General features: G+C 74.3%; 18 protein-coding genes. 14 read left to right on the top strand and 4 right to left on the bottom strand.

The window, feature by feature from the left end:
* Window positions 1-50: 50 nt before the first annotated feature.
* The 4 genes from ACQKM2_RS26865 (at window position 51) to ACQKM2_RS26850 (ending at window position 3,190) form a co-directional block, all read left to right on the top strand.
* Window positions 51-893 carry an arylamine N-acetyltransferase family protein gene (locus ACQKM2_RS26865; protein WP_427714187.1) on the top strand — a complete coding sequence of 281 codons (843 nt, stop codon included), beginning with the start codon at window positions 51-53 and terminating at the stop codon, window positions 891-893.
* A gap of 32 nt (window positions 894-925) precedes the next feature.
* Entirely contained in the window at window positions 926-1,531 is a 606-nt protein-coding gene (locus tag ACQKM2_RS26860; RefSeq protein WP_427714185.1) for a YdbC family protein, read from the top strand.
* A 73-nt stretch (window positions 1,532-1,604) separates the two neighbouring features.
* Complete coding sequence (locus tag ACQKM2_RS26855) at window positions 1,605-2,264, top strand: histidine phosphatase family protein (protein ID WP_427714183.1); 660 nt, start codon at window positions 1,605-1,607, stop codon at window positions 2,262-2,264.
* 11 nt (window positions 2,265-2,275) lie between these two features.
* Window positions 2,276-3,190, top strand: a complete 915-nt coding sequence (locus ACQKM2_RS26850; protein WP_427714180.1) for an ADP-ribosylglycohydrolase family protein — start codon at window positions 2,276-2,278, stop codon at window positions 3,188-3,190.
* Between the two features lie 134 nt (window positions 3,191-3,324).
* Here the strand turns inward: ACQKM2_RS26850 and ACQKM2_RS26845 are convergent, their stop codons facing one another.
* Window positions 3,325-4,878 (bottom strand): MFS transporter, encoded by a 1,554-nt coding sequence (locus tag ACQKM2_RS26845; RefSeq protein ID WP_427714177.1) that lies wholly within the window; start codon window positions 4,876-4,878, stop codon window positions 3,325-3,327.
* 140 nt (window positions 4,879-5,018) lie between these two features.
* Here ACQKM2_RS26845 and ACQKM2_RS26840 point away from each other — a divergent pair, with 140 nt between their 5' ends.
* The 3 genes from ACQKM2_RS26840 (at window position 5,019) to ACQKM2_RS26830 (ending at window position 7,265) form a co-directional block, all read left to right on the top strand.
* Window positions 5,019-5,624 carry a TetR/AcrR family transcriptional regulator gene (locus tag ACQKM2_RS26840; RefSeq protein ID WP_427714174.1) on the top strand — a complete coding sequence of 202 codons (606 nt, stop codon included), beginning with the start codon at window positions 5,019-5,021 and terminating at the stop codon, window positions 5,622-5,624.
* A gap of 205 nt (window positions 5,625-5,829) precedes the next feature.
* Window positions 5,830-6,540 (top strand): ribonuclease HII, encoded by a 711-nt coding sequence (locus tag ACQKM2_RS26835; protein ID WP_427714171.1) that lies wholly within the window; start codon window positions 5,830-5,832, stop codon window positions 6,538-6,540.
* 59 nt (window positions 6,541-6,599) lie between these two features.
* Window positions 6,600-7,265, top strand: a complete 666-nt coding sequence (locus ACQKM2_RS26830) for a hypothetical protein (protein WP_427714168.1) — start codon at window positions 6,600-6,602, stop codon at window positions 7,263-7,265.
* A gap of 228 nt (window positions 7,266-7,493) precedes the next feature.
* Here ACQKM2_RS26830 and ACQKM2_RS26825 read toward each other — a convergent pair whose 3' ends face one another.
* Together ACQKM2_RS26825 and ACQKM2_RS26820 are read right to left on the bottom strand one after the other, a co-directional pair.
* The gene (locus ACQKM2_RS26825; RefSeq protein WP_427714166.1) at window positions 7,494-8,123 is read right to left on the bottom strand and encodes a hypothetical protein; all 630 of its coding nucleotides are present in this window, start codon (window positions 8,121-8,123) and stop codon (window positions 7,494-7,496) included.
* 214 nt (window positions 8,124-8,337) lie between these two features.
* Entirely contained in the window at window positions 8,338-10,497 is a 2,160-nt protein-coding gene (locus tag ACQKM2_RS26820) for a RecQ family ATP-dependent DNA helicase (protein ID WP_427714163.1), read from the bottom strand.
* Between the two features lie 124 nt (window positions 10,498-10,621).
* On the opposite strand from ACQKM2_RS26820, the gene ACQKM2_RS26815 reads away from it, so the two are divergent.
* From ACQKM2_RS26815 to ACQKM2_RS26785, 7 genes are all read left to right on the top strand, one after another.
* Window positions 10,622-11,884, top strand: a complete 1,263-nt coding sequence (locus ACQKM2_RS26815; RefSeq protein ID WP_427714161.1) for a DUF4192 domain-containing protein — start codon at window positions 10,622-10,624, stop codon at window positions 11,882-11,884.
* A 614-nt stretch (window positions 11,885-12,498) separates the two neighbouring features.
* Window positions 12,499-14,469, top strand: a complete 1,971-nt coding sequence (locus tag ACQKM2_RS26810; RefSeq protein ID WP_427714158.1) for a glycogen debranching N-terminal domain-containing protein — start codon at window positions 12,499-12,501, stop codon at window positions 14,467-14,469.
* A 117-nt stretch (window positions 14,470-14,586) separates the two neighbouring features.
* Window positions 14,587-15,333 (top strand): NUDIX hydrolase, encoded by a 747-nt coding sequence (locus ACQKM2_RS26805; RefSeq protein ID WP_042801975.1) that lies wholly within the window; start codon window positions 14,587-14,589, stop codon window positions 15,331-15,333.
* A gap of 161 nt (window positions 15,334-15,494) precedes the next feature.
* Window positions 15,495-17,537: an ATP-binding cassette domain-containing protein gene (locus tag ACQKM2_RS26800; RefSeq protein WP_427714155.1), complete on the top strand. Its 2,043-nt coding sequence runs from the start codon at window positions 15,495-15,497 to the stop codon at window positions 17,535-17,537.
* A gap of 147 nt (window positions 17,538-17,684) precedes the next feature.
* Window positions 17,685-18,626, top strand: coding sequence for a FadR/GntR family transcriptional regulator (locus ACQKM2_RS26795; RefSeq protein ID WP_427714153.1), 942 nt, complete (start codon window positions 17,685-17,687; stop codon window positions 18,624-18,626).
* Between the two features lie 396 nt (window positions 18,627-19,022).
* Window positions 19,023-20,597, top strand: a complete 1,575-nt coding sequence (locus tag ACQKM2_RS26790; protein ID WP_427714150.1) for an RNA polymerase sigma factor — start codon at window positions 19,023-19,025, stop codon at window positions 20,595-20,597.
* A 114-nt stretch (window positions 20,598-20,711) separates the two neighbouring features.
* On the top strand, window positions 20,712-21,566 hold the full coding sequence (locus ACQKM2_RS26785) for a serine protease (protein WP_427714147.1): 855 nt from the start codon (window positions 20,712-20,714) through the stop codon (window positions 21,564-21,566).
* A gap of 215 nt (window positions 21,567-21,781) precedes the next feature.
* Here ACQKM2_RS26785 and ACQKM2_RS26780 read toward each other — a convergent pair whose 3' ends face one another.
* Window positions 21,782-22,015 (bottom strand): DUF7455 domain-containing protein, encoded by a 234-nt coding sequence (locus ACQKM2_RS26780; protein WP_007267009.1) that lies wholly within the window; start codon window positions 22,013-22,015, stop codon window positions 21,782-21,784.
* Window positions 22,016-22,137 lie beyond the last annotated feature (122 nt).

Genomic DNA, 22,137 nt, shown 5'->3' with positions numbered 1-22,137 from the left:
GCCCGGCGACGTCCGGGCATGCGGATTTCACGGCGGGGGAGCGGGGAGCCATGTGGAGCGGTGAGGAACTGGACCTGGACGCGTACCTGGAGCGGATCGGCCTCGGTGCCGCGACGGGACGGGCCGTGCGGGAACTCCGGCCCGACCTGGAGACGTTGTACGAAGTGCACCGGGCCCACACCGCCGCCATCCCCTTCGAGAGCCTGGACGTCCTGCTCGGCCGCCCCGTCGAGCTGGAGGTCAAGGCCCTGGAGGGCAAGCTCGTGCGCGCCCGCAGGGGCGGCTACTGCTACGAGCAGAACTCGCTGCTGGCCGCCGCCCTGGAGCGGATCGGCTTCGAGGTCTCCGGGCGCGGCGCCCGCAACCGCACCCGGGGCGACTCGCTGCTCGCGGTGACGCACGCCGTGCTCGTCGTCACCGTCGACGGCGAACCGTGGCTCTGCGACGCCGGGTTCGGCTACATGGGCCCGCGCGAGCCCGTCCCGCTCGCGCGGCCCGGCACCGAGGTCCGCCAGGGGCCGTGGACGTACGCGGTCCACGAGGAGGAGGAAGGCGTCCTCGTGCTCCGCGCCCGCCGCGGGGAGGGCTGGTGGGACCTGTACGCCTTCTCCCCGCAGCGGTACCACCCCGTGGACTACGTCGTGCTGAACCACTACAGCTCCACGCACCCCCGGTCCTCCTTCGTCGGGAAGACCATCGTGCAGCTCCCCGGGGACGCCGTGCGCAAGACGCTCGTGGGGCGTGAGCTGACGCGCCTGTTCCCCGACGGGCGGACCGAGCGGGAGCCGGTGGATCCCGACCGGCTGCCCGCCCTCCTCGACCGGGAGTTCGGGCTTCGGCTGCCCGAGCGGGATGCGGCGGAACTGGTACGGATCCACCGCTCCGGGGACTGACCGGGACCGTGCCCGGCCCGTACGATGGCGCGGTGCTGGTCAAGTGGATTCGCTGCACGGTGACGGACCGACGCGGGTTCGAGCGCGGGCAGCGCAAGTGGGCGGGGCTGCCCGGCGAACCGGGATTCCGGGGACAGGGCGGCGGCTGGAGCAGAGGCCGGCAGGGGGTCGCGCATGTCTTCGCGTTCTGGGAGAGCCGCTCGTTCTACGACTCCTTCATGGCCCGCTCGCACGACAGACTGGCCGCCTCGCAGAACGGCACCTACACCGATGCCCGGGTGACGCTCTTCGACCACCGCTTCGACGTGAAGACCGGCTTCGAGCCGCGCTTCGGCGACGCCGACGTGGTGCGGGTCGCCCACACCCGGGTGCGGGAAGGGCGCGAGGAGCACTTCGCGCTGATGCAGGAGAAGGTCTGGAACCCCGCGATGGCAGGATCGCCCGGCATGATCCGGGGCCTGTTCGGGGAGGCGCCCGGCCGGGAGTTCCTGGTGCTGTCCATGTGGCGGGCGGCCGCGGAGCACGGCAAGTACCGGCAGGAGCGGGTCGAGCGGCTCTCGCTGCGCGCCCAGACCGAGGCGGACGTGGAAGCGCTCACCGGGGACGTCGTCGACCTCGAACCCAGCTGGACGGTATGACCGTAGGACAAGCGCCGCCCCCGACCGGCGTGCCCGGGGCACAGCGGCCCCGGTGGCCGAATAGGGTCGGGGGATGGTTCGACCACGGCGCATCGTCCTTGTCCGGCACGGGGAATCGGAGGGAAACGTCGATGACACGGTGTACGAGCGGGAGCCCGACCACGCCCTGCGGCTGACCCGCACCGGCCACGAGCAGGCCGCGGCCGCCGGGGAGCGGCTGCGCGAGCTCTTCGGCGAGGAGAGCATCAGCGCGTACGTCTCCCCCTACCGCCGGACCCTGCAGACCTTCCGCGAGCTGCGGCTGGACCCGGCGCGGGTCCGCGTACGCGAGGAGCCCCGACTGCGCGAGCAGGACTGGGGGAACTGGCAGGACCGCGACGACGTGAAGCTCCAGAAGGCGTACCGGGACGCCTACGGGCACTTCTTCTACCGCTTCGCGCAGGGCGAGTCGGGCGCCGACGTGTACGACCGCGTCGGTTCCTTCCTGGAGAGCCTCTACCGCAGCTTCGAGGCCCCCGACCATCCCGAGAACGTCCTGGTGGTCACCCACGGGCTGACGATGCGGCTGTTCTGCATGCGCTGGTTCCACTGGTCGGTGGCCGAGTTCGAGGCCCTGTCCAACCCTGGCAACGGCGAATACCGTGTCCTGCTGCTCGGACCCGACGGCCGCTACCGGATGGACCGCCCGTTTGAGCGGTGGACCACACCCGAGCCTTATGACCTGGACGGCTAAAGTGGCGCGCGATGACCGCTGATTCCACTTCCGAAACGCGTTACGCACGCGCCCTGTCCAGCCTTCGCGGGCTGGCCCTGGGGGACGCCCTGGGCTCCCAGTACTTCGTTCCCGTCAACTACCCGCTGCTGAAGCGGCGCGAGCTGCCGGCCGGCAGCGAGCCGTGGCAGTGGACCGACGACACCGAGATGGCCTGCTCGGTGCTGGCCGTGCTCGCCACGCACGGCCGCGTCGACCAGGACGCGCTGGCGGCCTCCTTCGCCGACCACCACGACTTCGACCGCGGCTACGGGCCCGCCGTGAACCGGATGCTGCGCCTGGTCCGGGAGGGCGAGGACTGGCGGACGCTGGCCGCCGAGCTCTTCAACGGGCAGGGTTCCTGGGGCAACGGCGCCGCGATGCGGATCGCCCCGCTCGGCGCCTGGTACGCGGACGACCCCGAGCAGGCCACACACCAGGCGGAGATCTCCGCCTACACCACCCACCAGCACCGCGAGGCGGTGTGCGGGGCGATGGCCGTCGCCGCGGCGGCCGCGCTGGCGGCGTCCCCGGCCGGGCCGCCGACCGCCGAGGCCCTGCTGGACGGGGTGATCGCGCTGGTGCCGCGCAGCGCCGTCGGTGCGGGCGTGCGCAGGGCGCGGGACATGCTGGACTACGGCGACGCCACGACGGTCGCCGCGGTGCTGGGCTGCGGGCGGCGCACGAGCGCCCATGACACGGTGCCCTTCGCGCTGTGGTCGGCGGCCCGGGCGCTGGACGACTTCGAGCGGGCGTTCTGGACCACCGCCCAGGTGGGCGGCGACGTGGACACCACCTGCGCGATCGTCGGCGGAGTGCTGGGCGGGCGCGGGGACGAGGCGCTGCCGCAGGCGTGGCTGGACCGCACCGAGGCGCTTCCGGCGTGGCTGCCCGGACTGCCCGCCTGACGGGGAGCGGCTGCTGAGCGGGCCCGGCCGGGTGGCGCTGGTGCCGGGTGGGCGGGTGCCGGGCGCGGGGGTCGTTCCGCGCCCGGGGCTGCTCGTACGTTCGCTCTTGCCGGGGGAGCGGCCGGGTGGTGCGCTCAGGCCGCGGGGCCGGCCTCGGCGGCGGCACCGCTGAGGGCCTCCAGGTCGCTCTTGCGCACCCGGATCACCAGCAGCGCGGTGGCCAGTGCCAGCCCCGCCATGGCGACGGCGGCGATGAAGGCGGTGGAGATGCCCCGGGTGAGGACGAGGTCCCCCCAGGGGTCCGGCAGCTGCCCGGTCTGCTTGAAGGCGGCCAGCTGACCCGGTTCGGCGTGGGCCATGAAGTCCGGGACCTGCTTGGCGGCTTCGTCGCGCCCGGCGGTGCCGAAGACGGTGACCAGGATCGACAGGCCGAGCGAACCGCCCACCTGCTGGCTGGCGTTCAGCAGGCCGGAGGCCGCTCCCGCCTCCCGCGGTGCCACGCCGGAGACGGCGGTGAGGGTGAGGGTGACGAAGTTGAGGCCCATGCCGAAGCCGAACAGCAGCATCGGGCCGAGCACGCCGGACAGGTAGGTGCTGTCGGTGCGGATGAAGGTCAGCCAGGCCAGGCCGGTCCCGGTGAGCGCCGATCCGGTGACCATGAACGGCTTGGGGCCCAGGCGCGGCAGGAAGCGCTGCGAGAGCCCGGCGGCGGCGATGATCGCCACCGTCACGGGCAGGAAGCCGACGCCCGACTGGATGGGCGAGAACCCCAGGACGTTCTGCACGAACTGGACGATGAAGAAGAACATGCCGAACATGGCGGCGGCGAGACCGAGCATGATCAGGTAGGTGCCGGCGCGGTTGCGGTCGGCGAACATCCGCAGCGGGATGATCGGTTCGGCGGCGCGCGACTCGATGAGGACGAAGAGTCCGAGCAGGACGACGGCGGTGGCGAAGGAGCCGATGGTCAGCGAGTCGCGCCAGCCGTCCTCGGACGCGCGGATGAACCCGTAGACGAGCGAGGTCATCCCGGCGGTGGAGGTGAGGGCGCCGGCGGCGTCGAAGCGGCCCGGGTGGCGTTCGGACTCGTTGATGTAGAGCGGGGCGAGGACGGCGATGAGCACGCCGATCGGCACGTTGACGAAGAGCACCCAGCGCCAGTCGAGCCACTCGGTGAGCATGCCGCCGGCCAGCAGGCCGACGGCGCCGCCGCCGGCGGACACGGCGGCGAAGACCCCGAAGGCGCGGTTGCGGTCGGGGCCTTCGGCGAAGGTCGTGGTGATCAGGGCGAGCGCGGTGGGCGAGGCGATGGCCCCGCCGACGCCCTGGAGGGCGCGGGCCGCCATCAGCTGCCAGGGCTCCTGGGCGAATCCGCCGAGCAGGGAGGCCAGGGTGAACAGCAGGATTCCGGTCACGAAGACGCGGCGCCGGCCCAGGATGTCGCCGGCCCGGCCGCCGAGCAGCAGTAGTCCGCCGAAGGCGAGGGTGTAGGCGCTGATCACCCAGGAGAGGTCGGTGGTGGAGAAGGAGAGCGCCGTCTGGATGTGCGGGAGCGCGATGTTCACGATGGTCGCGTCGAGGACGACCATGAGCTGGCAGGCGGCGATGACGGCGAGTGCCACCCCTGGACGTCCGGGCCGTCGGGCGGCCCCTGGTATCCGGGGCTTCTCGAGCTGAACGCTTGTCACTGTGGATCCCCCCGAAGTGAAATAGTGAACGCATTCGTTCACTGCGGGTCCACGGTAGGAGCCCGAATGTAGGGAACGCAAGCGTTCACTAAGGCTGGAAATGTGCGCGGGAGTCGCCCGGGCCGGTCGGAGGTATGGGCATGGCGGGTTCGGGCTGGTCGGCGGGGGCGGCGCCGGTGCGCAGGCGGGGGCCGGCGCTCGAACGGGCGATTCTGGACTCCGCACTGGACCAGCTGAGCACCGTCGGCTGGAACGCCCTCACCATGGAGGCGGTCGCGGCCGGGGCGCGCACCGGCAAGGCGGCCGTCTACCGGCGCTGGCCCACCAAGACCGACCTGGTGGCGCAGGTGCTGCGGGCGGGGCTGCCCGAGCTGGGGGCGGTCGCCGACCACGGATCGGTGCGCGAGGACCTGTACGCGCTGTGCGTGCGGATGCGCGACGTCATGCGCTCCCAAGCCGGGGTGGCCCTGCGCGCAGTCCTTCACGAATGCGACCACACCCATGCCGACCTGTTCCGCGAAGTGATCTGGAAGGGCCTCCACGAGCCGGCCCATGAGGTGATACGCGAGCTGCTCCAGCGCGGAATTGAGCGGGGTGACGTCCGGTCCGACGCCACGAGTCCCCTGCTCACCGATGTGATCCCGGCGATGCTCATGTACCGCGCGAAGGTGTGCGGAAGCGAATGGCCGGACGTCGAGATCGCGGAGATGATCGACGGAGTGATGGTGCCGATGCTCCGGGTGTGACCCCCGGGCAGCCCGCCCGGGCGGCTCCCGTACGGGCCCGCCGGCGCCCGCGGCACGACCCGTGCGGGCACTCCTCGGACGCGGACGAAGGGCCCCGCGCGGGCCGGCGCACGCACTCCGCGCGGCCGCGCGGAGGCGCCCCGGCGGAGCTTGCCCCGGGCCGGGGTGTGCAGGCGGCCCGGGGCGGCGTAACCTTGCTGGCGCCATGCCGTACGAAGCACCCACCCACACCGTCGAGCGCTCCCTCCGTGCAACCACCGGCGCCAAGGTCATCGCCGGGGTCGACGAGGTCGGACGAGGGGCCTGGGCCGGTCCCGTCACCGTCTGCGCGGCGATCACCGGCCTGCGCCGGCCGCCCGAGGGGCTCACCGACTCCAAACTGCTCACCCCGAAGCGGCGCGACGCGCTGCTCGAGGTGCTGGAGGACTGGGTCACCGCACATGCCCTGGGGCACGCCTCCCCCGAGGAGATCGACGAACTCGGGATGACCGCGGCCCTGCGGCTCGCGGCGGTGCGCGCGCTGGAAGCGCTCCCGGTGCGGCCCGACGCGGTGATCCTCGACGGCAAGCACGACTACCTCGGCCCGCCGTGGCGGGTCCGTACGGTCATCAAGGGCGACCAGTCCTGCATCGCCGTGGCCGCGGCTTCGGTGATCGCCAAGGTCCGGCGCGACCGGATGATGGCCGGACTCGGCGAACCGGGCGACGGCATCGAGGACTTCGCCTTCGCCGCGAACGCGGGCTACCCCTCGCCGGTCCACCGGGCCGCACTGGAGCTGCGCGGGCCCACCGCGTACCACCGGCTCTCGTGGTCCTACCTCGACGCGCTGCCCCAGTGGCGGCACTTGAAGAAGGTGCGCCGCAGCGAGGAAGCGCTGGAGCTGGAAAACGGAGGCCAACTCGGCTTCGATTTCTGATCGCACCCACGTGCCACCGACCGGTACGTTTCGTACCGGTGTTTGATAGATATCAACTCATGCCTCTCACCCCCGCCATCGAGGAGCCTCAGATTCACGAGAGTGCCCAGGGTCCCCGCGTCACGCCGGCCGCGAGCCGCACCGCGCAGACCCCCCGTCCCGTACCTGGTCCGCGTCCCGTAGCCGTTCCCCGGCCCGGGCGCCCCGGTCCCACCCCCGCCGCGGCGAGCCGCGCGGGTGTCGCCCCCCGGCCCGGTCCGCCCGCGCCGCGCGCGGCCGAAACCACCCCCGGACCCGTTCCCGCAGCCTCCGCCGCGCCGTCCGTCTCGGCGGCGGTCCCGCAGGTCCAGCTGATCCCGGCCTCCGCCGAGGGCGCGCTGGACGCGGCCGAGGAGGCCGTGGACCTGCTGCTCGACACCGGGCGCGCGCCCGGTGAGATCCTGGTGATCACCACTGGCGACCCGCACCCGTGGGCCGCTCACGAGCTGTCCTTCGGCGAGGCCTCGTACTGGGCCCAGCACGACGCCGGGGACGACGTCTTCTACGCGGACGCGGCGCACGTGCAGCGCGCCTCCGGCCGCCCCGTCGTGGTCTTCGCGGCCAACGGCGGACCGGTCTCGGCGACCTCCACCGCACTGCCGGTGGCGCTTGCCCGGGCGGGTGCGCTGCTGATCGTGTGCGGCGACGTCAAGCAGATCGACTCCCTGCTGGGTGCGGGCGTCTGACGCCCCGTATCCCGCGCGGGCGAGGGGCGGGGCGGGCCATGGGCCGGCCCCGCTGAAGTCCGGAGCCCGACCAGCCGTACCCCCTTCCCGGGAGTACGGCCGTGAGGGCTGCCCCCGCCCGTACGGTGCGGCGGGCTTTCGGCGGCCTCCGACGGCGTACGGATTGCCGTCGGCGTCCGGCGTCCGGCATCTGGCGTCCGGCACCGGGCCCGTGCGGCCGCGGGCTCCTCAGCGCGCGGCGGTCCGGCGCAGGGGCTCCGACGTGCCGCCCACCGTGCTCAGCGTCAGCGGCGTGAGCTCGGGGGTCAGCGAGCCGAGCGGCTCGGGCCGGGAGTCCGAACCGGGCCGACGACCGCCCCGGCCCTCACCCACCACCTGCCAGCCGCCGCGGGTCAGCGTGATGTACGCGCCGCAGCGCAGCCCGTGCAGGGTGCAGGCGTCGCGCAGCCCCCACATCCAGGCGCCGTCCTCCTCGGTCCAGCGCTCGTCGCCGTCACGGCAGTACATCAGCACCGCCGTCCGCACCGGGGTCCGGCGCCGCAGGTCGTGCGGGATGACCCGGCGCAGCCGCGACAGCAGCGCGTTGCGGTACTCCCAGCCGTCCGCCGAAACGGACTTCTGCACGAACGAGGCGCTCGCGACGATCTGTTCCTCGGGACCGAGCACGGCTATGACGGCGGTGGACGGCGTCGGGCTGTGCCGGGAGTGCAGCCCGCCGACCACCTCGCGCGGATTGCGGAGCAGGGGGACCCCCGCCGCCGTCCACTCGGAGGGTTCGAGCAGTCTGCCGTGCCGACTGGCGCCACCGGCCGTTGCTGCCAGTGACGTGGTCGAGGACGGGGCGAATCCGAAGGTCACGGTCCTCCCTTCGGGTACACGCCCGCGTACGGGCACGGCTGAGGTGTGGGCGCGCCGCAGCGCGGCCCAGGAGAGTGCCGACGAGCCGAGCGGGAGCACTCCGATTCTCGCGTGGCCCGCGAGGATGGGGCAATGAGCATTTGCGGCCGCGGACCGGAATTCGCCGGTATGCCGCTCATATCCTTGCCCCCCACGCCGAAGATGACGCATTCCGCTATGACTGGACCGCCAGTACCAGCGGAAACACCCCCTCGGCCCCCGCCCGGCGCAGCAGCCGGGAGGCCACCGCCAGGGTCCATCCACTCTCCGCGCGGTCATCGACGAGGAAGACCGGGCCCCGGACCTCGGAAAGATTCGCCGCCAGGGCTGGCGGCACGGTCAACGCCTGGTGGAGCCCACGGACCCGCTGGGCACTGTTCGAGGACGGCAGCCCGAACTGCGGCGCCTGATCCGTGTATTCCAGCGCCCCCAGCAGGGGGATGCGCCCCACCTCGGCGATGCGCGCGGCCAGGGAGCCGATCAGCTGCGGGCGGCTCCGCGAAGGCAGCGCGACCACGCCCACCGGCCGGGCCGGAGCATCAGCCGCCCCCGAGGCCCAACCGCCGGGACCCCGGGCCCAGTCGGCGAGCACGGCCACCACGGCCTGCGCGACATCGTCCGGAACGGGTCGGTCGGCCTCCTGCGGGGCCAGCATGGGCCGCAGCCGGTTGCCCCAGCCGATGTCGGACAGCCTGCCCAGGGCCCGCCCCGTCGACGACTGCTCCCCGGCCGGGATCCGCCCCTTGAGGTCCACGCCCACCGCCGCGAGCCCGGTCGGCCACATCCTGCGCGGTTCCAGTTCCACTCCGGGGCGGCCCAGTTCGCCCCGCGCGGTGTCCAGCGCGGCGCCCGAGACGTCAGCCGTGAAGCGGGCGCCGGCGCAGTTGTCGCAGCGGCCGCAGGGCGCGGCCTCCTCGTCGTCGAGCTGGCGGCGCAGGAACTCCATCCGGCAGGCGGTCGTGGCCGCGTAGTCCCGCATCGCCTGCTGCTCGGCGGCCCGCTGCCGGGCGACCCAGGCGTACCGCTCCGAGTCGTACGCCCAGGGCTCGCCCGTGGCCGTCCAGCCGCCCTTCACCCGGTGGACGGCCCCGTCCACGTCGAGCACCTTCAGCATCGTCTCCAGTCGCGTCCGGCGCAGGTCCACCAGCGGCTCCAGCGCGGGCAGCGAGAGCGGCCGCCCCGCCTGGGCCAGGGCGTCCAGGGTGCGGCGCACCTGCTCCTCCGGAGGGAAGGCCACCGAGGCGAAGTACTGCCAGATCGCCTCGTCCTCACGGCCCGGCAGCAGCAGCACCTCGGCGTGCTCCACCCCGCGGCCGGCGCGGCCGACCTGCTGGTAGTAGGCGATGGGGGAGGACGGCGAGCCCAGGTGCACCACGAAGCCCAGGTCGGGCTTGTCGAAGCCCATCCCCAGGGCGGAGGTCGCCACCAGGGCCTTGACCCGGTTCGCCTGGAGGTCGCTCTCCGCCTGCTCGCGGTCGGCGTTCTCCGTCCGGCCGGTGTACGAGGACACCGTGTGCCCGCGGTGGCGCAGGTAGGCGGTGACCTCCTCGGCGGCGGCCACCGTCAGGGTGTAGATGATCCCGGAGCCGGGCAGCTCGGCGAGGTGGTCGGCGAGCCAGGCCAGCCGGTGCGCGGCGTCCGGCAGGGCCAGCACCGCCAGGCTCAGGCTCTCGCGGTCCAGCGGGCCGCGCAGCACCAGCGCGTCCGTACCGGCCCCCGTGCCGAGCTGCTCCGCGACGTCGGCCGTCACCCGGGCGTTGGCGGTCGCCGTCGTCGCCAGCACGGGCACGCCCGGCGGGAGGTCGGCGAGCATCGTGCGCAGCCGGCGGTAGTCGGGGCGGAAGTCGTGCCCCCAGTCGGAGATGCAGTGCGCCTCGTCGACCACGAGCAGGCCCGTGGCGGCCGCCAGCTTGGGCAGTACCTGGTCGCGGAAGTCCGGATTGTTGAGCCGCTCCGGGCTGACCAGCAGGACGTCGACCTCGCCCGCCGCGACCTCGGCCTGGATGCCCTCCCACTCCTCCGGATTGGCGGAGTTGATGGTCCGCGCGTGGATGCCCGCCCGCGCGGCGGCCTCGACCTGATTGCGCATCAGCGCCAGCAGCGGGGAGACGATCACGGTGGGTCCGGCGCCGCTCGCCCGCAGCAGGGACGTGGCCACGAAGTAGACCGCGGACTTGCCCCAGCCGGTGCGCTGGACCACGAGGGCCCGCCGCTTGTGCGCGACGAGGGCCTCGATCGCCCGCCACTGGTCCTCGCGCAGCCGCGCGGTGCCCGTGGGGTCGCCCACGAGACGGGCGAGTACGGAATCGGCCGAGGACCTCAGGTCTGCGTTCATGCCCCCATGCAACCCGATGGCTCTGACATCGCGCCAATGCGGATCCGGACCTGTGGAAATTGAAGATCGAACGGGTTATCCACAGGGGTTTCGGGATCGGAGCGGGCGCGGGACCTTCGGACGCATGACGACGAACCACGAATCACCCAGCCCGTCCGGACGGCCGTCCATCAGCCCGTCCGGAGTCCCCACCGACCCCCAGATCACCCTGCGCAGCCCGGCGGAACTGGCCGACGCGCTGCCCTACATGCTCGGCTTCCACCCCACCGACTCCCTCGTCATGGTCGCTGTGCACGGCGCGAACGGACGCTTCGGCGGCCGTCTGCGGGTGGGCATCCCCCTCGCCCCCGCCGAATGGGAGGACACGGCACGGCAGGTCGCCGAATGCCTCATCCGCGGCAGTGAACGGCGCGGCGGCAAGCCCGACGGCATCGTGGTCTTCCTCTGCCAGGACCCCCGGGGCGGCGAGAGCGGGCAGCGGGTCATGACCCGGCTGCGGCCGCTCGCCCAGCGGGTCCGGATCGCCTGCGGCGCCCTCGACGTGCCCGTCCTGGAGGCGCTGTGCCTCTCCACCGGCCGCTACTGGTCCTACACCTGCGGCGACGACGGATGCTGCCCGGCCGAGGGCAACCCGCTGGCACCCCCCGGCACCTCGGTGATGGCCGCCGCGGCCACCTTCGCCGGGCTCCAGGTCCGCGGCTCCCTCAAGGACATCGAAGGCCGGCTGACCCCGCTCGGCGGCGCCTGGGCCACCGAGCAGGAGGAAGCCCTGGAGCGGGCCGCCACGGCCCTGGTGCCGAAGATCCTCGACGGGGCGACCCGGGAGGAGGTCGGCGCGCAGACCCTCGACCTGGCCCGGACCCTGATGAGGCGCCTGACCATGGCGCCGCCCGCCGAGGGCGGGCCGTGCGCCGACGACTGGGACGACGCACTGCTCGGCCACGACGAGGCCGCCGCCGTGATCCTCGGACTCCAGGACCGGGAGATCCGCGACATCGCCGCCGAGTGGATGGAGGACGAGGAGGCCGCGCCCGCCCTGCGGCTGTGGCGGGCCCTGGCCAGGCGCTGCGTCGGCGCCTACGGGGAGCACGCCGCGGCCCCGCTGACCCTGGCCGGCTGGGTCTCCTGGTCCACCGGGGACGAGCCCACCGCCCGGATCGCGTTCGGGCTGGCCCTGCGGGCCGACGCCGAGTACCGGTTCGCCCAGCTCCTCCACCACGCCTGCAACGAGGGCATCGACCCCGAAGGGCTGCGGGAGTGCCTGAGGGAGGAGCGCAGGCGCCGGGAGCCGGGCCGCAAGCGGCCCGCCGGAGCCACCCGCCCGCCCGGCCGCCGCACCGGACAGCGCCGCCGCGCCTCCCGCCGCACCGAGGGGAGCGGCCAGTGAGCCCCTGTCAGGGCCTGGCCGGGGTCCTGCGGAGGCCGGGGGGCCGTGCCCCGCGCCTAAGCGGGCCCGCCCGGTGCGGGCAGCCGCCACCGGGGCCCGTGACCCGGGCGGGGGTGGGGGCGTTCAGCTGGGGGGTGGTGGGGGCCCGGCCGCGCCGCCGCCCCGCAGAACCGGCCGGAGCGCAGACAAGGCGGCACATGGCTCCCCCCGTACCCCGAAGCGGCCCTTCCGGGCCCCCTCCCACCCCGGCGTCCCGCCCGGCGGAACCCCCGCCCGGCGGAGCGGCGGAGCTCCCGCCGGAGCGGCAGGCGGGGCCAGGCGGCCTGGACCGCCCGGCCGGCCCGCTGCCGGGGGCCGCCGGGCCGCCGGGGCAGGCGGCCGGTGGCGGTGCGGGTGCCGGCGCTGGTGTGGGGCCGGGCGGGGCGAGGTGGGGTGCTGCGGCTGGGCTGCCGCCCGGTGCTGTTTCCGCGGGTGGTGCCGGTGCCGGTGCCGGTGCCGGTGGTGGTGGTGGTGCTGGCCTGGGGCCCGGTGCCGGTGTGGGGTCCGGTGCGGGTATCGGTGCCGGTGCCGGTGTGGGGTCTGGTGCGGGTGCCGGGGGGCGGGGCGGCGGCGGGGTGCCCGGGCAGACGGGCGCCGTCGGGCGGCGGGCCGAGTTGCCGCCGGTGCACGGGGCGCTCATCTGCGTCGCCGCGCCCTGCCTGGCCATCTCGCCGGAGCACGGCCAGCTGACCGGGCGGGGGATCGACGGGATCTACCGATCCGGGCGCAGGCTGCTCTCCCGCTGCGTGCTGCGCGTCGCCGGACGGGACCCGGTCGCCGTCCAGGGCCGCAGCATCGGCGCGGACCGGGCGTCCTTCACCGCCACGGTCCGCACCGGGGTCGAGCCCGGACCGGACCCCGACATCGGGGTCGAGCGGATCCGCCACGCCGACGGCACCGAGCGCATCACCGTGCGCAGCTACGCCGCCCGCCCCCTGCGCCTGCCCGTGGAGATCTCCCTCGGCACCGACCTGGCCGACCTGGCGGCCGTCGCCGCCGGCCGCGCCGGGCCGGAGCTCGCCGCCGGGGTGCACGCGGCCGGCCTGCGCTGGAACACCGGGGACGCGCTTGCCGTCACCACCGCCGAGCCGGCCCCCGACGACGCCCTCGCCTCGGCCGGGCTGCTGCGGTGGGAGCTCGAACTCGGCCCCGGCGAGTCCCGCACCATCGAGTTGCGCACCACCCGCGACCGCGCCGCGCGGGCCCCCGCCGGGCAGGTGGCGAACCCCTTGGCCGCCGCCCGCGCCGAGGGGGACGACCCGAGGGCCGACGAATGGTTCCGCACCAGCGTCGAAGACCTCCGGGCACTGCTCCTGCGGGACCCCGTCGAACCGGGCGACGCCTTCGCGGCGGCGGGAGTGCCGTGGCGGCTCGGGCCCGCCCCGGCGGAGTCGTTGTGGGCCGCGCGGATGGCACTGCCGCTCGGTACCGGGCTGGCCGCCGCCACGCTGCGGATCCTGGCCCGCGCGCAGACCGGGGGCCGGGGCCCGGACACGGGCAAGATCCCGGGTCCGCTGCGGGCCGCCGGGCCGCAGCTGCCGCCCGGCTGCACCGGGACCGAGGCCACCCTCGGCTTCCCGGCGGTGCTCGCCGAGGCCCGGCGGTGGGGGCTGCCCGAGGAGGAGGTGGCGCGGCTGCTGCCCGTCGCGGAGCGCTGCCTGGACTGGCTGCGCGGGGCGCTGGGGGAGGACGGCTTCCTGGCCGACCCCGACCCGGGGCCCCGCCGCTGCGAGACCCAGGCCCACGCCCACCGGGCCGCGCTGCTCGGCGCCGACCTGCTGGAGGGCTGCGGGCGCGGCGGAGCGGGGGAGTGGCGGGAATGGGCGGCCGCCCTGCGGGAGAGGTTCCGGGCCCGGTTCTGGATCGACGGCCCGGACGGGGGCCGCCCCGCCGCGGCCCTGCACCCCGACGGCCGGCCGCTGCCCCGGCTCACCGGAGCCGCCGCGCACCTCCTCGATACCGGCCTGGTCGGTGGGGGCCGGATGGCGCCCGGGCTGCTGGACGCCGTCCGCACCGAACAGCTCGCCCGGCTGCTCGGAGCCCCCGCCATGGATTCGGGGTGGGGGCTGCGGAGCATGGCCGCCCGGGAGCCCGGGCACAACCCGTTCGGCCACCGGTCGGGGGCGGTCCGGGCCCACGAGAGCGCCGTCGCGGTGGCCGGGCTGGCCCAGGCGGGCTTCGAGAAGGAGGCCGCCGGTCTGCTGCGGGGCCTGCTCGACGCGGCGGAGGCTTTCGGGTACCGGCTGCCGGAGATGCACGCCTCCGAGCAGCGGACCGCGGGCAGCGCGCCCCTGCCGCATCCGGCGGCCTGCCGGCCCGCGGCGGTGGCCGCGGCCGCCGGGATCCACGCGCTCACCGCCCTGGCCGGCATCCGCCCGGACGCCCCGGCCGGCACGGTCGCCGTGGCCCCCAGGGCGGGTGCCCCCCTCGGGGCCCTGCGCCTCTCGGGGCTGCGGGTGGCGGGGGAGCCCTTTACCGTCAGGATCAGCCGCCTCGGCGTGGGCATGGTGGAGGAGGCGGCCGATGGGCTCCAACTGGGAGGCTGAGGAGAGGCCCGCACGGTGGCCCCGGCTGCTCGGGAGGATCCTGACTGGGGTCCAGATCACCGTCCTCGGGATCACGAAACGACTGTTTATCGTCAGGCAGACGACTATGATCGCGGCATGTCGCCCTACGACCCGTCGGCCTTTCCGCCCTTCGCCGTCACCGTCGACCTGGTCGTGCTCACCGTGCGGCGCCACGCGCTCTGCGCGCTGGTCGTCCGAAGGGGTGAGCAGCCGTTCCAGGGGCGCTGGGCGCTGCCCGGCGGCTTCGTACGCGGGGACGAGGACCTGGCCGGTGCCGCTGCCAGGGAACTCGCCGAGGAGACCGGCCTGTGCGCGCACGACCCGGCCGCGCCGGGCGTGGACAACGGCGCGCACCTCGAACAGCTCGCCACCTACGGGGACCCGAAGCGCGATCCCCGGATGCGCGTGGTCAGCGTGGCGCACCTGGTCCTCGCCCCGGACCTGCCCGCCCCGCGGGCCGGAGGCGACGCGAACAGCGCCCGCTGGGCCCCCGTCGACGAACTGCTCGAAGGCCCTGACCAGGCCTCCGCCGGGCTCGCCTTCGACCATGCGACGATCCTCGCCGACGGCGTGGAGAGGGCCCGCTCGAAGATCGAGTACTCCTCGCTGGCCACGGCCTTCTGCCCGCCCGAGTTCACCGTCGGCGAGCTGCGCCGGGTGTACGAGGCCGTGTGGGGCGTGGCGCTCGATCCGCGCAACTTCCACCGCAAGGTCACCGGGACCCCCGGGTTCCTGGTGCCCGCCGGGGGGACGACGACCCGTCAGGGCGGGCGGCCCGCGCAGCTGTTCAGGGCCGGCGGTGCGACCCTGCTCAACCCGCCGATGCTGCGCCCGGAGGTCTGAGCCGCCGGAGCCGGGGTGGCGGCCTCCGCCGTCCGAGGGTCGGCCTGCGGCCATATCGGTACGGACTCGGGCCGGTTGCGTACAAAATCGGACATATCGCGTTATCTTGCGTGTGGTACTCACGCTGCCGCAAAGCGGTCTCACACCCCGCGAGAGAAGCGATGCTCCAGGCCATCGGACTCACCAGCACACCCCGTCGAGATCTCCCGCCCCTCGTGGACGACCTCACCTTCGAGGCCCGCCCGGGGTGCGTGACCGCCCTGCTCGGAGAGCCGGGTTCGGGCAAGACCACCGCACTGCGGCTCATGCTCGAACTCGAACCGGGCCGCGGCGTCACCTACTTCCGCGGCCGCCCGCTGCACCGCATCCCCCATCCCGGCCGTGAGGTCGGGGTCCTCCTCGGCGACGTCCCCGGGCACCCGTCGCGGACGGTCCGCAACCAGCTCCGGATGCTCTGCGCCGCCGTCGGCGTCCCGGCCTCCCGGGCCGACGCCATGATGGAGGTCGTCGGCATCGGGGGCCTGCGCGACCAGCGGCTCGGTTCGCTCTCGGCCGGGATGGACCGCCGGGTCGGGCTGGCGGCGGCGATGCTCGCGGACCCCTGCACCCTGCTCCTCGACGAGCCCACGGCCGGTCTGGCCGCCCGGGAACGGGCCTGGCTGCACGGACTGCTGCGCGGCCACGCCTCCCTGGGCGGCGCCGTGCTCTTCACCACCGACGACGCGAAGGAAGCCGCCCGGAGCGCCGACCGGGTCGTCTCCATCGCCGCGGGCCGGCTCGTCGCCGACCAGGACGCCGCGGACTTCGCGCGCACCCGGCTGCGGCCCAGGGTCGCCGTGCGCACCCCGCACGCAGCCCGGCTGGCCGACGTACTGGGCCGCGAGGCCCGGGCCGCGCACCGGGTGGTGGAGATCGTCGAGGAGAGCGGCAGTCGGCTCTCGGTGTACGGGAGCAACTGCGCGGAGGTCGGCGAGGCCGCGTTCCGCCACGGCGTGCTGGTCCACCAGCTCGCGGACGAGACGGGCGACACCGGAGCACCCGTCCCGCCCGTGCCGCAGGCCCGCACCAGGACCGGCTCGGGGATCCGGGTGGAGGCCCGCGCGGAGGCCAGGGTGGAAGCCGCCGCACAGGTCCGCACCAGCCCCGGCCCCGGCGCCGTCACGGCCGGCGGTGACGGCGGTGACGGCGGCGCCCACGCGGAACCCCGGACCGGCACCGGCTCCGCTGCCGGGTCCCTCCCCGGCCCCGCTGTCACCGCCCCCGCCGCCGAGGGGCGCGCCGAGCCGTCCGGCGAGGCCCCGTCCGGCCCGGGTCCGGCTTCCGCGCCCGGCCCGCCCGCTCACGTCCCCGGGCCCGCCGGGCGCACGCGGGCCCTCGCGCGGCGGGCCCGGCACGCCCGGCCCGGACGCACCGCCCCGGCGGTGCGCCGCGTGGGCGGCCCGCTGCGGCCGCTGCGCTACGAGCTGCGCCGCGTCTTCGGCACCGCCGCCCCCTTCCTCACCGCCGCCCTCGTCGTCGCCGTCTCCGCCGCCACCGCCCTCGTGCTCGCCCGCGCCGGGCACACCCCGCAGAACCGGGTCCTCGCCGCGTGGCCGGAGCCGTTCCCGCTGCCCCCGGCCGCGCTCGGCGCCGGACTGCTGGGGGCCCTGGCCTTCGGCGAGGAGTACCGCTACCCCGCCCTCGCCGCAGACCGGGGCACCGTGCCGCGCCGGCTGGGCCTGCTCACCGCCAAGCTCGGGGTGTGCGCCGCCCTCGCCCTCGCGCTCGGGGCCCTCGCGGTCGCCGCCGACGCCGCCGCGCTCCGCCTCGTCTTCGGGAGCGCCCCGCTGCGCGCCCCGGCCGAGTGGCTCGCCCCGGCCGCGAGTTGGGCCGGGCTGCTGGTCGGCTGCGCCTGGTCCGGGGTGCTCGCCTCCGGGGTGTTCCGGTCCTCCCTCGCGGGCCTGGGCGCCGTGCTCGCCGTACCGGTGGCGGTCGTGCCGCTGGTGCGCAAGGCCCTGGAGGGGCAGTCCGCGTACCCCGCGGGCGGGGTGGCCTCCCGGCTGCGCGCCCTGGCCTCCGCGCCCTGGCCCCCGGAAGGGGACCGCTTCGTGCTGGGGGCCCTTCGGGTGATGGCCCAACCCGTCGGCACCGCACTGGTGTTGTCGTTGATGGTCCTGTTGTGCGCCTATGGGTTCACAGGACTGCGCGCCAGAGTCCGTTGGTGATCGTTCCCTTACGGGAGGCGACTGCGGGGAGACCGCGGAAGTCCGCTTCGCACGGAATCAGGCGAAGCGGACCACAACTCCCCGCAAAGGGCCCGGTTCCTTACGATAAGGCGTCAATTGCGTAGGTGGCACCGATCACCCTTTCGTGTGCTTTTCACCAAAGACCTCAAGGGTCGTGGAGGCACGGCCGACAAAGGATTCGTGAGTACCCTTGCGCACACCATGATGACCGCCGCCCGCCATGCCGACACCGGCCTCGCCGGCCCGGGCGAACTCGACCGCTACCCCTACGCGGAGGCCGCCGGCTCCGACCGGGTCGGACCACCCCACTGGGACGGTGCCGACGTCGAGTTGAGCCGCGTCGGACGCCGGGCGGCCGGCAGCCGCGGCCGCGGACTGCACGGCCAACTCGTCCAGCAGCTCGGCCAGATGATCGTCTCCGGCGACCTCGGCGCGGACCGGCCGCTGGTCCCCGAGGAGATCGGCCAGCGCTTCGAGGTCTCCCGTACCGTCGTCCGCGAGTCGCTCCGGGTCCTGGAGGCCAAGGGCCTCGTCAGCGCCCGCCCCAACGTCGGCACCCGGGTCCGGCCGGTCGCCGACTGGAACCTCCTCGACCCCGACATCATCGAGTGGCGCGCCTTCGGCCCCCAGCGCGACGACCAGCGCCGCGAGCTCAACGAGCTCCGCTGGACCATCGAGCCGCTGGCCGCCCGCCTCGCCGCCGGACACGACCGCCCGGACGTCCAGCAGCGCCTCTCCGACATGGTCGAGATCATGGGCCACGCCCTCGGCCAGGGCGACGCGATCACCTTCGCCCGCGCCGACAACGAGTTCCACGCGCTCCTGATCCAGGTCGCGGGCAACCGCATGCTGGAGCACCTCTCGGGCATCGTCTCCGCCGCCCTCCAGGTCTCCGGCAGCCCCATCACCTCGTGCGACCGCCCCAGCGAAACCTGCGTGGCCCACCACGCGCGGATGGCGGAGGCCCTGGCCTCCGGCGACGGCGCGGGCGCCGAGAGCGCCATGCGCCAGCTCCTGACGGTGCATCCGGAGGTCGAGCGCGTGGTCCCCGCCCCGCGCGAGCACTGACGCTCCGACGCACGGGGGCGTGGGAGCGCACCACCGGTCGCCGGGTCCCCTGCGGGCCCGGCGACAGCGGCATGCGGGCTCCGCGTGCGGGGCTCCGCGGGAGCGGTCCCCGGCGGGTGCGGTCGACCGCGGGACCGGCACGCCCGCGCACGCGGTGTGACGCAGGCCACGAAGGGGCGCAGCCGGGACACGAAGATTGGGCGTAACGCTCCGCGACGTCACGCGATGACGTAAGAGGTGATGGCCGACGGAGGGAAGACAGCAGCCCTTGGGGATGCTGTGCAGCTCCCCGGCCCCTGCCCGCGCCCCCGGCCCATCCCCAGTCGGTGGTCGTCGGCTCCGGTCCAGCACCAGGCCGGGGTCGGAAGCCGTTCCCATCGTTCCGAGAGGTTGTTCGTGTCGGCCAGCACATCCCGTACGCTCCCGCCGGAGATCGCCGATTCCGAGTCTGTGATGGCGCTCATCGAGCGGGGCAAGGCCGAGGGGCAGATCGCCGGCGATGACGTGCGTCGGGCCTTCGAGGCTGACCAGATTCCTGCGACCCAGTGGAAGAATGTCCTGCGCAGCCTCAACCAGATCCTCGAGGAAGAGGGTGTGACGCTGATGGTCAGTGCCGCGGAGTCGCCCAAGCGCACCCCACGCAAGAGCGTCGCAGCGAAGACTCCCGCGAAGCGGACGGCGACGAAGACCGTCGCGGCCAAGACGGCGGTCGCCCCGGCAGTGGCCGACACCGTCACGGCGGAGGCGGGGGCGGCGGACCCCGACACCGCCGACGCGCTCGCCGGGGAGCCCGCAGCCGAGCCGGCCGCGAAGAAGACGGCGGCGAAGAAGACGGCGGCCAAGAAGGCCGCACCCGCCAAGAAGACCGCCGCCAAGAAGACGGCGGCGAAGAAGACCGCCGCCAAGAAGGACACCGACGAGGGCGGCGAAGACGCTCTCGACGAGGGCCCCGACGCCGTGAAGGCGGAGGCCGAGGAGGAGGACGAGGGCGGCGAGAACAAGGGCTTCGTCATCTCCGACGACGAGGACGACGCCCCCGCCCAGCAGGTCGTCGTGGCCGGCGCCACCGCCGACCCCGTCAAGGACTACCTCAAGCAGATCGGCAAGGTTCCCCTCCTCAACGCCGAGCAGGAGGTCGAGCTCGCCAAGCGCATCGAGGCGGGCCTGTTCGCCGAGGACAAGCTGGCGAACTCCGACAAGCTGGCCCCCAAGCTCAAGCGCGAGCTGGAGATCATCGCCGAGGACGGCCGCCGCGCCAAGAACCACCTCCTGGAGGCCAACCTCCGCCTCGTGGTCTCGCTGGCCAAGCGCTACACCGGCCGCGGCATGCTCTTCCTGGACCTGATCCAGGAGGGGAACCTGGGTCTGATCCGCGCGGTCGAGAAGTTCGACTACACCAAGGGCTACAAGTTCTCCACGTACGCGACCTGGTGGATCCGCCAGGCGATCACGCGCGCCATGGCCGACCAGGCCCGCACCATCCGCATCCCGGTGCACATGGTCGAAGTGATCAACAAGCTCGCCCGGGTGCAGCGCCAGATGCTCCAGGACCTGGGCCGCGAGCCCACCCCGGAGGAGCTGGCCAAGGAACTCGACATGACCCCCGAGAAGGTCATCGAGGTCCAGAAGTACGGCCGCGAGCCGATCTCCCTGCACACGCCGCTCGGCGAGGACGGCGACAGCGAGTTCGGCGACCTCATCGAGGACTCCGAGGCGGTCGTCCCGGCCGACGCCGTGAGCTTCACGCTCCTGCAGGAGCAGCTCCACTCCGTGCTCGACACGCTCAGCGAGCGCGAGGCGGGCGTGGTCTCGATGCGCTTCGGACTGACCGACGGGCAGCCGAAGACCCTGGACGAGATCGGCAAGGTCTACGGGGTCACCCGTGAGCGCATCCGCCAGATCGAGTCCAAGACCATGTCGAAGCTGCGCCACCCGTCGCGTTCGCAGGTCCTGCGCGACTACCTGGACTGATCCGGTCCGTGGCGGCCCGTCCCGGGACGGGCCGCCGCCGGGGCAGCAGGTGCGCATGTCCTCCGGTCATCCCACTCTGGGTGTATTCGAGCACACTCAGAGTCAGGAGGCCTCATGCGTCGTCCCTTCGCCCGTGCCCTGGCGGGCGCTCTGACCCTGGTGGCGGGAGCGGCCGCGGCGCCGCTGGCCCAGGCGCCCAGGGTGGCCGCGGACAGCGTCGTCATAGGCGGGAGCCCGGTACGGGTCGCCGACAGTCCCTGGGTGGTGGCACTCGCCAGCCGTGACCGGTTCGGGGGTATCCGTGACGGGCAGTTCTGCGGCGGTGTCATCGTCGCCCCGACCACCGTGGTGACGGCAGCCCACTGCCTCGGCCGCCAGGTGCTCGGCGGGCCGGTCGAATCCGTCGCCGACTTCCGCGTGATCACCGGGCGTACGGAGCTCCGCGCGCCCGAGGGCCGCGAGATCGCGGTGGTCGGGGCCCGGGTCAACCCGGCCTACGACCCCGGGACCAACGCCGGGGACCTCGCCGTGCTGGAGCTGGCCGAAGCGGTGCCGGCGGACCACGTGCTCCCCATGGCCGGGGCCGGCCACCCCGCCTACGGGGCGGGCACCGAGGCGGCCGTGTACGGGTGGGGCGACACCAGCGGCTTCGGCGACTACGCCTACGGGCTGCGGGCGGCGCGGGTCACCGTACTCGCCGACGAGGTCTGCCGCCGGGCGTACCCGGGGGACTCGGACGGGCAGTACCGGGAGGACTCCATGGTGTGCGCGGGCGACCGTGCCGGCGGGAAGGACGCCTGCCAGGGGGACAGCGGCGGGCCGCTGGTAGCCCAGGGGCGGCTCATCGGGCTGGTGTCCTGGGGGCGCGGCTGCGGGCGTGCCGACAGCCCGGGGGTGTACACCCGGATCGCACCGCTCGTCGGCTTCGTGAGCGGCCCCGAGAGGGGCGCACGGCCGAGCGGGGCCTAGGGGGCCGCACGAGGTGCCCGGAGGGGCTCCAGGCGCCCCGCAAGCCCCGGGAAGGGGCGCCGGGGCCGCCAGGGGCGGACTCCGGAAGCAGGGCCCGGGGTCTCCCCGGGCACCCGCGGAGATGAGGACGGGCGGCGCCCCTGGATCTCAGGGATGCCGCCCGTCGACCGGCCTGGCCGGTCCTGGCTCGTCGGATGCGAGGTTCAGGCCTTGTGTCAGCGGTCCTCGTCGGCCGCACTGGCGGCCGGAGCGGACGTAAGCCGCTCGGTCTCATCCTGTATTTCCGCGGCGATCTTCTTGAGTTCCGGCTCGAACTTACGCCCGTGGTGGGCGCAGAAGAGCAGTTCACCACCGCTCAGGAGGACGACGCGCAGATATGCCTGGGCGCCGCAACGGTCGCATCGGTCAGCGGCCGTCAGCGGGGTCGCGGGTGTCAGAACAGTAGTCACGTCGCCTCTTCTCTAGCTCGACGAGCTGTCGTACCAGGGTCAACATCCAACCAGGCCGAAAACGTTCCCGCTCGCGGCTTTTCCTCGAAACTTCCTTCCGAAGCTGGCCGGCTGCTGCCGGT

It is taken from the genome of Streptomyces sp. NPDC004126 (assembly GCF_050275515.1).
Taxonomy (GTDB): domain Bacteria; phylum Actinomycetota; class Actinomycetes; order Streptomycetales; family Streptomycetaceae; genus Streptomyces.
The sequence above is the reverse complement of the archived record's forward strand: the minus strand, read 5'-3'. Positions and strand labels throughout refer to the sequence as shown.